Genomic DNA, 13,230 nt, shown 5'->3' with positions numbered 1-13,230 from the left:
GATAGTCAGCATAGGAGATCTACAAATTAGTGTCAATCTAGACGTCTAGACTTCTTTGCTTCTAGGGTTGGTTTTACTTTAATGGCACATGCTAACTGTATTTGCAGCACAATAAAGTATACATCTCATTAACCTTGAGGCGGTTTGGTGGCTGTATTTTGACCTTTAACTGCCGCTGCAATATTATCGGCGTTCATTGATGCAAGAGCCCCTTGATGATGAAACCAGATAGAATGACTGCAATGCAGCAACTTATAAACCAAGTTAAAGATACCTTTCCCTTAGATGATCCTGCTTTAGCCGTATGTGGTTTTAATAGTAGCTGTATTGGCTGTCCCAAAAAACTGCTTGAAATTGTTGATAGTGAAGTGAGTTATTGGCAATCATTGCTGGACAATAATGCCACCCCGAGCTTTGGCGATTTAGAAAAATTTGCCAAGTTATGTAAAAACGTTCATCGAGGTTTAAAGCGCAACGGTTTGTTTGATAGTCAATAGTGCGAATATTGCCTGTGAGGGCTTGATGGTTATTAGGATTGTTATCAAGCTGCCTTTTACTACCTCACTTTCCTGCCTCAAACTCCCATATCCGCTGTAATTTTAGATTTCATTTTTTCCCTTAAGATGGTTAGCATTGCCTAAGCTATGTTGATAACCGATAACTGACTAGCGAAATTGATAAAGCGTACTGTTGTGGCACAAAGCAATAGGCTATCTTAGCGAGGTAGCCTCACTATAGGAATAATAATGGCACTGACACTTTCGCAAATTGAAGCTTTTTGTTTGGTCGCAGAGCTGGGCTCTGTGTCAGAAGCGGCGAGACAAACAGAACAGAATCGCACCAAAATGACCATGGCGATTAAAGCGATGGAAAAAGATCTCGATACCGCATTATTTGATCGCACCGGTAACCAAGTCACATTGTCCGAAGCAGGTAAGGCTATTTATAAAGATTGCCAAAGTATGCTGACAGCGGCGCAGCGGATTCGCCAAACCTGTCGTCAAGTTAAAGGTGAGTTTGCTGCAGAAGTATGGATTGCCCGTGACGACTCTTTACCTGACGATATTTGGTTAGAGTTGACTCATCAGCTTAATAATCACTTTCCAGCAACCTCATTTAATATTGTGCTGGCCTCCACCGGCGATCTGGCCAATTTAGTTGAAACTGAGCAAGTTAATTTTGCTTTTGGAATTGACTATGAAAGCACTGATAGTGCCATGGTGACATCACATCCTTTAGGTAAAATTCGCATGATGTCAGTGTGCCGTCATGACCACCCCTTGGCAGCAAAACGCCGAGTGTCAGATGAAGACTTGCGCAGCGCCATGCAAGCATCAATGGTATATTTAAATGAAAAGTCCAATCCTGAATTACAGCCTTTTTCCCGTAACTATATTGGTTTTTCAAGTTTTGATTACATTCTTAGCTCCATTCAAACTGAAGATGCTTGGGGTGTAATGCCTGAGCCCTTGATTAAACATTTATTGAGGCAGCAATCCATTGCGGTGATTAAGCATACTTACGGTTTATTGCAGGAAGACTATTGCATGTTTGCAGCAAGTGGCCTTAATGAGCATCCCGCGACAAACTGGTTAGCCGATCAGTTAAATGACTATCTATTTGCTTTTTAATCTTGTGTTCATGATAAGCCCATCCTCGATGGGTCATTAAATCAAACTGTTCAACTGGTCCATTTCAATAACCAGCTATCACCTTTGTATTAGCTTATTCGTGTTATTTCGGATTCATGCCAAGCACTCACTGTCAATATAATTGACAGATGGTTGCTAAACTAAGTCATTGAATAGCCTTGCTATAATAATATTACTATCAAAATAACCTCACAGACGTTGAGTTTGTCATTGCTGATTTAATACAGAATGCCAAACTGTACTCAATTACCTATACGGGTAAATGATTAATTTTATGAGGAATTCATATGTGTGTGCCATCTCAAGCAATAGAGCAAAAAGTGTTGATACTGTCTTCAGTATTTGCGCTGATGTTTGCTGTAGGCGGCTTGGCGGTTGGGCTGATATTGGGTTCCTTAGTCATAGCCTTTGATGGTTTATACTCGTTAATTAGTTTGCTGTTAACTATTTTGTCACTGCTCGCCGCTAAGCTTATCCATTCCCCGAAAGATAAGCGTTTTCCCAATGGTAAGGCGATGTTTGAACCTATTGTTATTGCGATCAAAGGTTTAGTGATTATGAGTCTAGTGATTTATTCACTGTTTGGGGCAATCGATAGTTTAATACAAGGTGACAAGCCGTTAGACATTGGTGTAGCGAGTGTTTTTGGGCTGGTAAATACCCTTGGTTGTGGTTTTGCTTGGTGGAAAATAACCCAAATGAGCCGCGAGTCGCACTCAGGGTTAATTGAAGCAGAAACTAAGCAGTGGCAGATGGATACTTTGCTCAGCATGGCTATTACGCTGGGGTTTGTTATCGCATGGGGCTTAACGCAAACTTCGCTGGCTCAATATGCAGGTTATGCCGATCCACTCATGATGATATTAATTTCAGCTTACTTTTTGAAAGTTCCTTTTTCTATGGTGAGTCAAGCGGTCAAAGAGCTATTGCAAATGGCACCACAACAAGAACTGATTGCAGAAGTATCCAAAGGCATGAAAGAAGTTGATAGCCAAGAAACCCTGCATTTAGGCAGTGTCGTCAAAGTGGGAAATGAGCTTAGAATTGATATCAATGTCGTACCTAGTGAAGAGTCAATTATAAAGACCGGTGATATCAAAGTATTTCAGCAAAATCTCAAGCAAAAGTTATCAGCGCTGCCATACAAGTTAGAGCTTAAAATGAATATTGCCATTTAACCATTTAGTCATCAAGCTATTGCTAGTCACTACAATAACCATATTCGATTATTGGTACCATTTGAGTCTTAACGAAGACTCACTTATCCGCCGCAACAACCACTAACTTGCTCATTACGCTTCATTTAGCGAGACAAACTTGATGCTAAATACGGCCTTTCAATAATGGCTTTTTTGCGCTATCTAGGTGCAGCTTGCACTACTTACAACCATTTTCAAAAAATCTAATTAGATTAGGATATTGATTTATAAGCATTTATCAACCTTGGTATGAAGTTGGCTTATTAGCAGTCAACTACATAACTATAGGGAATGCACTATGTCATATATCGAGCCAAAGGAGTTTGCTACCAAGATGGTAGATGCTGGGGAGCAAAAAATCTTCATGTCGACACGAGATACATTAGTTAGGGCATTTATGGCTGGCGCGATACTGGGACTTGCCGCTTTTTTTGCCATTACCGTTATCGTGAAAACAGGTAGCTTGTTAGTCGGATCATTATTATTCCCGGTTGGGTTTATTATGTTGTATCTGATGAAGTTTGATTTGCTGACAGGTGTATTTACCTTAGTGCCTTTAGCTGTCCTTAACAAGCGACCGGGATGTACCTGGGAGCAACTTTTTAGGAATTGGGGGTTAGTGTTTGTGGGGAATTTTGCCGGCGCGTTAACCGTGGCATTTTTTGCATCCTATATCCTGACTTATGGTTACAACACTGACGGTGGAGTATTAGCGGCTAAAGTGAGCTCAATTGGTGAGTCACGTACGTTAGGGTATCAAGAGCATGGCGTGGCAGGCTGGTTTACTATTTTTATTCGCGGCATGTTGTGTAACTGGATGGTGTCTATGGGAGTGGTAGGCGCTATGATCTCAACCTCAGTGAGCGGCAAAATGGCTGCAATGTGGATGCCTGTGATGCTGTTCTTCTTTATGGGTTTTGAGCATTCAATCGTTAATATGTTCCTATTTCCATTTTCAATGATCATGGGCGGTGACTTTACTGTTAGCGACTACCTATTGTGGAATGAAATCCCAACGGCATTAGGTAATTTAGTCGGCGGCTTTTTACTCGTGGGCTTACCTTTGTACTTAACCCATGTTAAGACAAGCCCTGAGCGTAAAACTGCTGCTGAAAAAGAAAGCTTAGCTTTATAAGCAGTGCTAAGGCCTATCCTTGTCTCGATTGGGCTTTGTTATGGCGATTCAAGTGATACCTGCTTACTTAATGGTAAGCCGTTGATGGTTTTATCGGTAAATAGTATTAGCTTGAACACTATTAACCTAAATAAAATAGCTTGAACAAAAAATGCCCGCAGCTGCGGGCATTTTTATGGTTTCAAACCTGCTAATTATTAGTCTTCAGCATCACCAAGGGACAATAACGTCGCGTTACCGCCAATGGCAGTAATATTGTTGGTGCGGGTTTTTTCAGTAATAAAACGAGTAAGGTAGTGTGGTCCGCCTGCTTTGGGGCCAGTACCTGATAAACCTTGACCGCCAAAAGGCTGTACACCCACTACTGCGCCAATTTGGTTACGATTAATATAGACGTTACCCACATCAACCTTGTCTGCAAGATTTAACGCATGGCCTTCATTGCGGCTATGAATTCCTAAAGTAAGACCAAAGCCGGTGCTGTTTATCTCGTCAATAACCGCGGCTAAATTAGCGGCTTTATAACGAATAACGTGCAAAATTGGCCCGAAATGTTCTTTCTCAAGCACTTTAATTGAATCAATTTCTACCGCTGTTGGCGACACAAAGTGGCCATTTTCAGTGCCTGCGGGTAAGTTGATTTTCTTAATTAACTTACCAACTTGCGAGATATGATCAATATGGGCATTTAGGTTCGCTTTTGCAGTGGCATCAATCACAGGGCCAACGTCAGTTTGAACAAAGCTTGGGTTACCAATACTGAGTTCTTCCATTGCGCCTTGCATTACATCTAACACGCGATCGGCAATATCTTCTTGTAAGAACAGCACTCGCAATGCCGAGCAGCGCTGGCCTGCACTGGTAAACGACGATGAAACCACATCTGCAACCACTTGTTCTGCTTGTGAGGTCGAGTCAACTATCATCGCATTTTGACCGCCAGTTTCAGCGATGAGCGGAATGATAGCACCTTCACGATTAGCTAATGTGCGGTTAATCAATTTAGCTGTGCCGGTTGAACCAGTAAAGCACACACCGCCAATACGTTCATCAGCGGTGATCGCTGCGCCAACAGTAGCGCCAGTGCCTGGTAAGAACTGCAGTACATCGACAGGAATGCCTGCTTCATGAGCTAATTGCACTGCGCGGTAACCTACTAATGAAGTTTGCTCAGCGGGTTTGGCAATCACGGTATTACCAGCAGCTAGCGCCGCAGTAACTTGGCCCAAGAAAATCGCTAATGGGAAGTTCCAAGGGCTAATACAAACAAAGATGCCGCGGCCTTGAATGAATAGTTCATTTAATTCACCCGTCGGCCCAGGAAGCAAAGTTGGCGCCGCCATCATTTTCTTGGCTTGAATAGCATAGTAGCGACAAAAATCTACTGCTTCACGGACTTCATCAATGCCATCTTGTAAGCTTTTACCTGCTTCACGAGTACAAAGGGCAATCAGCTCTTCGCGGTTCTCTTCAAGTAAGTCAGCCAGTTTTTGCAGTGCAGATGCACGCTGCTCAACGGGGGTATGACTCCAACGATGAAAAGCGCCATGGGCAGAACTTAATGCAGCTTCAATTGCCTGATTATTGGCAAAAGCTACTTGTCCCACCGTTTTAGTGGTGTCAAATGGGCTGAGTACATTTTTGGTTTCGCCGCTTAAGGTCTCGCCATTGACTAATGGCCCAGCAGTCCATTGGGTATCGTTAAATTGGTCAACGCCGGCAAAAAATGGCGCAGACTCAGAAATGATGTTCATGTTTAATCCTTTAGAGTTTTTACGTTCTATACCAAAAATATCTTCCGGAAGAACAATTTTGTTATTAGCTAAAGTTTTATAAGCTTTTAAAGTGGTTAATGGATGCACCACTAAGCTTTCGATAGGGGTTTTCGGGTCCACTAATTTGTGAACAAACGAGGTGTTAGCGCCGTTTTCTAATAGGCGCCTTACCAGATAAGGCAGTAGATCTTTATGGGCACCAATAGGCGCGTAGATACGCACGGATTTTGCGCCACTTTCAGCCAGCATAGTGTCGTAGAGCTCTTCACCCATGCCATGTAGGCGCTGGAACTCATAGTGACGATTCGCGCCCATCGCACTGATACTGGCAACTGTTTGGGCATTATGGGTGGCAAATTGCGGGTATATGGCGCCTGTAGTGGCGTCAGAGAGTAAATAACGAGCACAGGCTAAATATGATACGTCCGTGCCGGCTTTGCGAGTGTAAAGTGGGTAGCCACCGTCGCCAGCTTGCTGAGCCCATTTTAACTCACTGTCCCAATAAGCGCCTTTTACTAGTCTCACTGGAATTTCATCGCCTTGCTCGCGGGATAACTTAGTTAACCAACATAATACCGGCAGGGCACGTTTTGAGTAGGCTTGAACCACAATCCCCAGTAAGCCCCAACCTTGAGTTTCGTTGGCGTTATATAGCTTCTGGAATAACTTGAGTGATAATTCAAGGCGATCCATTTCTTCGGCATCGATTGAAATACCGATGTTGAGCTCGCGCGCTTGCACGATGAGTTTAATGACAGTGTCATATAATTCACTGAGTACACGTGATTCATTGGCGACTTCATAGCGTGGATGCAGCGCCGATAATTTGATTGAGATTGTGGGGCGAGGAGCGCTTGATAGATCGTATTCTTGTGCGCCTAATTCAGCAATCGCATGGCTATATTCAGTGTAATACTTATGTGCATCTTTAGCGGTTAACGCGGCTTCACCGAGCATATCATAGCTGTGGGTGTAACCTTGCTGGCGCTTAGCAACACTGTTTTTAAGGGCCTCTTTAACCGTTTGTCCCAACACAAACTGTTTACCCATAATCTTCATCGCGGCATTCATTGCTTGACGAATAACAGGCTCACCAACACGATTAACTAAACGGTTTAGCAAGTTACTAGGTTTGCCGTCGATGTTTTTATCTAACTTAACGATTTTACCTGTGAGCATTAAGCCCCAAGTGGATGCGTTAACTAACACTGAATCACTTTTACTTAAGTGCGCATCCCACTTAGCGCCAGAGAGCTTATCTTCGATTAAGGCATCTGCAGTAGCGGCATCAGGGATACGCAATAATGCTTCAGCAAGACACATCAAGATAATGCCTTCTTGAGTTTCTAAGCTGTATTGCTGCAAGAAAGCATCAATGCCAATCATTAGGCCTTTCTTTTCAAATTGGCGCACTTTCAAGACCAGTTGATGGGCTTTATCAGTGATTTGCTTAATTTCAGTATCAGACGATGGCACTAATTTAATAAGCTCAGATAAATACAGTTCTTCATCAACGATGTAATTATTAGTTATGGCTGAGAATAGCTCATCTAAGCTAGCATTATTGTAATGACCGTTTAGGACTTCACTGGCATTGAACATAATTTTCATTCCGTCTTGAGCTGTTTACTAACTTTGTAAACAAGATGTTTATTATGATGTTTTTTATTTTGTATACAATGTACGAAATCGAGGCGAGTATACGATTAAAATGTGAGGTTGAGCAAGATTTAGTGTCAGTTGTGATGATGAAATATAGCCTAGGTGTTTTTTATACCTCTTGCAGGCAAAATAACGACTTTTTTGAGGGGGTAAATGTTGTGCTTTTGTTGCCAGCGTAAGCTCAAAAAGCAGAAACAAAAAAGCCAATGCAATGGCATTGGCTTTTCAGGTAAGATAAGTCGCGTAATTGAGCTAGGACTACATCCAGCGGCTGTTCTTCTTACGTTGTGGTCTTGGTAGATAGACTAGGAAAATACCGATTAAGGCGCCTAATCCAGCAATTAATGCGCCTTGTTGCCACATTCTTGATTGAGCATTATCTTGAATCGCATTCAATTCTTTAATCGCATGGTCGCGCTGTTGAGATGCGCTAGCAAGCTCTGATTCTAGAGATAAAATCTGTTGGTTAGCTGCTGTTAGCTGTTGGGTTACAGACTCAGAGCTTTGATCTAGCTGCGCTAAAGTTTGCTTGGCTTTAGCGAGTTCTGCTTCAACAATTGGCAAACGGTTTCTAAGGCCGGTGCCTTTTTTAACTAACTCAGAAATCACCCAACCTTCACGGTTTTTATGATCACGAATTTTACTGTAATCGTTTTGGCTTTCGTTTAATAAGGTAACTGATTGGCCTGCTTCGATGGTGCCTAAAATACGGTATTGAGTCCCTGGACCACTATGCATGTAAATATCGACATCATCGGTAATGAAATGCGTCGCTTGTTGCGCCATTAAGCCATTTGAGAGCAGTAGTAATACTACCATTGTGAACATTCTTAACACGTTATTTTTCCATACCATTAGAACTACCCGTCATGCTATTTATTTAGCGACTTGATTGCAAGGAAGAACGCAAAAGTCTTATTCAAATAAGCGATATTACTGATTAATCTAATGGGATTATGCGTAAAACGTTATGCTTTGGCTAAATGAAGCGAATAATTAGCCCGCTGATTAACGAAAGTTTGCTATTTGAAACAAAAAAGCCGGACATTAATATGACCGGCTTTTGCGTGGTTAGCTTAATAACTGACGAGTTATTAGCTAAATATCCCTTTGATGGTGAAGAAGAACAGGATAGATAATGCCGCACCCGCAGGTAAGGTAACAACCCAAGAAACAACGATGTTACGTACTACACCGATATTAATTGCGGCAATACCACGAGCCATACCCACACCTAATACCGCACCAACTAGTGTTTGAGTTGTCGAGATAGGTAAACCGGTACCTGATGCAATAACAACTGTTGATGCTGCAGCAAGTTCAGCAGCAAAACCACGGCTTGGGGTTAAGTGAGTGATGTTTTTACCAATGGTTTGCATTACACGCTTACCAAAGATAGCTAGACCCATCACAATACCAACCGCACCTAATGGTAAAATCCACCAAGCTAAAGCCGCTTTAGAGCCAATTTCACCGCCGCTGTTAACAACTGAAACTACAGCTGCTAATGGGCCAATGGCGTTAGCAACGTCATTTGAACCGTGAGCAAATGCCATACAACAAGCGGTAACTACCATTAAGATAGCAAATACTTTTTCTACATTTGCATATTCAGTTTGGCGATTAACGTCGGTGCTCATGTTTAAGCGGCCGATCATAATCTTACCAAAGATACCAATAACAACGGCAACAATAGCGGCTAAGCCATAGGCTTCAGCAGTTGAGAAGTGCAATCCAACATGCTTCAAACCTTTAGTAATAGTCACAAGTGACATCACAAAGCCTGCAAAAGCCATGTAGAAAGGTACATAACGCTTAGCGTTGGCTAACGGATCATCAGTGTTAAAAATGAGTTTTTGAACACTTTGGAAGATCATAAAGGCGATGAAACCGGATATCGCAGGAGTCACAACCCAAGAGCCGACAATGCCAACAACCTTGCCCCATTCAACAGAATCTACGCTAACACCTACTGCAGCAAAGCCAACAATAGCGCCAATAATAGAGTGAGTCGTAGATACAGGCCAACCTAGCGCTGAGGCTAGGATCAGCCAAATACCTGCAGCAAGTAGAGAACCTATCATGCCGTAAACCAGTAATTCAGGTGAATCGACGAAATAACTCGCGTCAATAATCCCTTTACGAATTGTGCTGGTCACTTCGCCACCCGCAAGGTATGCACCTGCGAATTCGAAGATCATTGCAATGATAATAGCTTGTTTAATAGTGATAGCATTAGAACCCACAGAGGTTCCCATAGCATTAGCGACATCGTTTGCGCCAATACCCCATGCCATCAAAAATCCAAATACAGCCGCAATACCAATAAGCATTGGGCCATTGGTGACTAATACATCAACCATGTTGTTTCCTTGATAACCTTTTTAGTTATGAACTGCGAGCTAACATTAGCTCTAGGCGAGAGCCTACACGCTCGGCTAAATCTGCCAAGCCTCCAACCCATTCGATAATCTTGTACATAAACATGACATCGATAGGATTCAAATCTGCTTCCAAGCTTAGTAGTAAGCGACGTACTTGGATTTGCAAATCATCTGAATCAGCTTCAATACGATCTAATTCATTGATCATTTTGGCGACTAATTCGACTTCACGTCCTCTAAAACCTGTTTCGAGAAGGTCATCGAGTTCGTTAATTGCTTGCTTAGCAAGAGAGACAGCATCTAAACAACGTTTGAGATAAGCTTTAAACGGTGCTTGCACTTGTTGAGGGAAAACTAATTGGCGACCAATAATACGGCCGGAGATGTCTTTTGCCTTGTTAGCGATTTTGTCTTGTTGAGTTAATAACTCAAGCAAGTCAGTACGCTCTACTGGCATAAACAACCCACTAGGAAGGGTAAGGCGGATCTCACGCTTTAGCGTATCTGCCTCATTTTCAAGTAAGCTTATTTGCTTACGGACTTTGACCGCTTCATCCCAGTCACCTGAGGTCGTTGCGTCAAAGAATGGTACAAGTAGTACTGCACATTCATGAACTTTGTCGATATGCTGTTCTAAGGGCTTAAGGGGTGATTTTGCAAACACTCCTAAAATAGAGTTTACTGGCATTGCGGTTAACCTATTTAATGATTCCAATTTTGGAAAAGCGGGCGCATGTTACCTTAAGCGTCCACATAATGAAACTGTGTTTTTAATTTAATCTACAGTTGATATTAGTCAGTATATAGAACTGAGTAACGCTATCCTAAGGGATTTTTATTACACTAATGTGACATTATGAACTAATTATGACGCATTAATGAAGATTTAATGACAAGGTGAAAAAGAAGTCAATGGACTCTGAGATAGAACTTAAGCTGTTTATACAGCCACAATACCATGATTTATTGGTAAAATTACTGAATGAATTGGACGGCGCTACCCCTCAAGAAACTTGTCAGTTATCAAACAAATACTTTGATACACCTCAATTACAATTAAGACAACATTTGATGGGGCTTAGGGTACGCCAAACTGAAAAGTATACCGAGCAAACCATTAAAACTGCGGGCAAAGTTATTGGCGGTATTCACTCTCGGCCCGAATATAATGTGGCTATTGAGCAAGATTTCCCCGAACTGGCATTATTTCCTGACACCATTTGGCCGCAAGAAATGCTGGTTAGTGAGCTGCAAGCTGAAATCAGCTGTATTTTTGAAACTAATTTTTGCCGCCAATCATGGCATGTTTATATTGGCGATAGTTTAGTTGAGATTGCATTTGATACCGGTAATGTCCTGGCTAACGGCAAAGCCGATCCCATATGTGAAGTGGAGTTTGAACTGTTAGCTGGTGACACGTCAGCGCTATTGCAGTTGGCTATTGACGTTGCTCGTCATGTTCCGGTGAGATTAGGTAAAGCGAGTAAAGCCCAGCGCGGCTATTTACTTTCAGGTCACTCACAAGCGCAATCATTAAAGAGCATCGATTATATTCGCTTACCCAGCGATAAAAGTTTATCAAAAACCTTGGAAGTATTATTAGAGTCGGGCATCGAACGCTGGCAGATCATTGAATCAATCTTGCTTGATAGTGATGAAATTTCTCAGCAAGCACAATTATGGATGCAACTGCGGGCTTGTATTCGATTGTTGCGACTGACTCTAAGCCAATTTGGATTATTGAATTCACAAGTGCTCAGTTACTTCGACACGTTAGAGCAACAACTACAATTTATTGAGCCGCTGCAAAGCCTCAGTTTAATTATTGATGAGCGTCAAAACTTATTCGGTAAATCCATTAATAAAGCGCCGCTAAAGGCATTAGCTAAAGCCAGTGCGGCTAAGCTTGTTGCTGATAATAATCTCGAGGCTTTTTGGCTTAAACCTGAATACGGTCAATTACAGCTTGAATTAGTGGATTTATTATTAAAAACTGCCAATGGTTCCCACCGCTTAGTGGATTATCCTGAATTGGGTGTGTTTGCTAATCGTTTACAGCAAGATTCATGGCAGCGGATTGTAGATGTAATGCCAATGAGCGCGGCAATGGATAGCCTTGATTATCAAAAAGTGGCCCATTGCTTAGATGAAAGTATCTTGGTGGGGTTTGCTTATGGTGAATTGTATCAAGCAGAAGACCGCGAAGCATTCAGAGCGCCTTGGCAAGATTTAGCCTTAGGTATTCAAACCTTAGGTTGTTATCAATTGTTGGCTAAACTGACTGCAGAGACCGACGTGGATATTGGCCGTTGGCTTGAAGATAAAGAGGCTAGTTTGCTGTTTGCCATGGAGCATTCTCGTAAAAGTGCCTTAAAAAACCAGCCATACTGGTAAGCTAAACATTTAAACATAAGGCCTATCAGTTGATAGGCCTTATTTTTTATAGATGAAATAATCCGAATGTGGTGAGTACTGGTTAATTCTTGTCTATAAGCTGCTGTTTTAAAATGGCTATTTCATCAAGCATTTGACGCTGGTTTTTTTCCATTTGTTGCTGGTTTTGCTCCATACGCTCCAATGCTTGCTCTAAAGCAGATTTGATATCCTGTTTATTAGTTTCTTCACGCTCTTCACGTTCATTGCTGTCTGGCGCGACAAAAACCGATGCCATGTAACCAGAAATTACCCCAAAAAAACTCACGCCACTAATAATTACAATCGCGCCAATGATATGGCCAATTGTGCTAACTGGATAAAAATCACCATAACCCACGGTTGATATGGTCACTAATGCCCACCAAATGGCTTGCTCGGCAGTTTGAATGTTGGCGCCTTCAACCCCAGTTTCAACTAATAAAATTAGCACGGAAGCTGCGCCCAAAATAAACACCATTGCCACTAATAACCCGGCTAAGGTGGTTTGTTTGCTTTGTCTTAATAGCGGAATGATTAGTGTGCGTGTGGCACGAATTAATCTGATCACCCGTAATATTTGGAAAACACGGGCGATACGCAGTGCTTCAATTGCAGGGATGCTGGCAACAAAATCAATCCAGTGATGTTTTAAATAAAACTTCTTACTTGGGGCTTTAAAAAGTTCATAAAAAAAGCGCGACATAAACAAGAGGCAGATACTGGTATCAATAAACAATAATACCCGTCTGGTTTCAGGATCTATTTTGCTGAAAGTCAGCATAATCACAATAAAGACTGAAAAAAGCGATAACACCATCATCGCCAGTTCGAAAGGGCTGGGACCATTTAAGGTTTTTAATGACCAGCGTTTTTTATCTATCATCGATACAAATCCGTTTTGCAAAAGCAGTGCAGTGATGCTACCAATCATGGGGTATGGCGTAAACCTTAATTGCAGCCATAAAAAACACGCCTTAAACAAGGCGTGTTTTTTAAAATCCAAACATC

Annotated in this window: 10 protein-coding genes; 5 read left to right on the top strand and 5 right to left on the bottom strand. The window is 42.0% G+C overall.

Annotated features, from left to right (window positions below; genetic code table 11):
- Positions 1-215: 215 nt before the first annotated feature.
- From AB4160_RS08240 to AB4160_RS08225, 4 genes are all read left to right on the top strand, one after another.
- The gene (locus tag AB4160_RS08240) at positions 216-497 is read left to right on the top strand and encodes a hypothetical protein (protein ID WP_372004179.1); all 282 of its coding nucleotides are present in this window, start codon (positions 216-218) and stop codon (positions 495-497) included.
- Positions 498-746: 249 nt separating this feature from the next.
- Entirely contained in the window at positions 747-1,631 is an 885-nt protein-coding gene (locus tag AB4160_RS08235) for a LysR family transcriptional regulator (RefSeq protein WP_198589270.1), read from the top strand.
- A 308-nt stretch (positions 1,632-1,939) separates the two neighbouring features.
- A complete protein-coding gene (locus tag AB4160_RS08230; protein ID WP_372004177.1) occupies positions 1,940-2,830 on the top strand; it encodes a cation diffusion facilitator family transporter in 891 nt (296 codons plus the stop codon).
- 319 nt (positions 2,831-3,149) lie between these two features.
- Complete coding sequence (locus AB4160_RS08225) at positions 3,150-3,986, top strand: formate/nitrite transporter family protein (protein ID WP_076540465.1); 837 nt, start codon at positions 3,150-3,152, stop codon at positions 3,984-3,986.
- Positions 3,987-4,183: 197 nt separating this feature from the next.
- On the opposite strand, the gene putA is transcribed toward AB4160_RS08225, so the two are convergent.
- The 4 genes from putA to AB4160_RS08205 all read right to left on the bottom strand — a co-directional run bounded on the left by putA (position 4,184) and on the right by AB4160_RS08205 (position 10,495).
- The gene (gene putA, locus AB4160_RS08220) at positions 4,184-7,363 is read right to left on the bottom strand and encodes a bifunctional proline dehydrogenase/L-glutamate gamma-semialdehyde dehydrogenase PutA (RefSeq protein ID WP_102531064.1); all 3,180 of its coding nucleotides are present in this window, start codon (positions 7,361-7,363) and stop codon (positions 4,184-4,186) included.
- A 318-nt stretch (positions 7,364-7,681) separates the two neighbouring features.
- Entirely contained in the window at positions 7,682-8,251 is a 570-nt protein-coding gene (locus AB4160_RS08215) for a TIGR04211 family SH3 domain-containing protein (RefSeq protein WP_241903522.1), read from the bottom strand.
- Positions 8,252-8,517: 266 nt separating this feature from the next.
- Positions 8,518-9,786 carry an inorganic phosphate transporter gene (locus AB4160_RS08210; RefSeq protein ID WP_102438565.1) on the bottom strand — a complete coding sequence of 423 codons (1,269 nt, stop codon included), beginning with the start codon at positions 9,784-9,786 and terminating at the stop codon, positions 8,518-8,520.
- A gap of 25 nt (positions 9,787-9,811) precedes the next feature.
- Positions 9,812-10,495, bottom strand: a complete 684-nt coding sequence (locus tag AB4160_RS08205; RefSeq protein WP_102438563.1) for a TIGR00153 family protein — start codon at positions 10,493-10,495, stop codon at positions 9,812-9,814.
- A 224-nt stretch (positions 10,496-10,719) separates the two neighbouring features.
- Between AB4160_RS08205 and AB4160_RS08200 the strand changes: the two genes are divergently transcribed.
- Positions 10,720-12,201 (top strand): inorganic triphosphatase, encoded by a 1,482-nt coding sequence (locus tag AB4160_RS08200; RefSeq protein ID WP_102438561.1) that lies wholly within the window; start codon positions 10,720-10,722, stop codon positions 12,199-12,201.
- 82 nt (positions 12,202-12,283) lie between these two features.
- On the opposite strand, the gene AB4160_RS08195 is transcribed toward AB4160_RS08200, so the two are convergent.
- Entirely contained in the window at positions 12,284-13,105 is an 822-nt protein-coding gene (locus tag AB4160_RS08195; protein WP_102438590.1) for an ion transporter, read from the bottom strand.
- Positions 13,106-13,230 lie beyond the last annotated feature (125 nt).

It is taken from the genome of Shewanella sp. 10N.286.51.B8, from assembly GCF_041469325.1.
In the GTDB taxonomy this organism is placed as follows: domain Bacteria; phylum Pseudomonadota; class Gammaproteobacteria; order Enterobacterales; family Shewanellaceae; genus Shewanella.
This window is presented reverse-complemented; position numbering and strand designations above follow the sequence as displayed.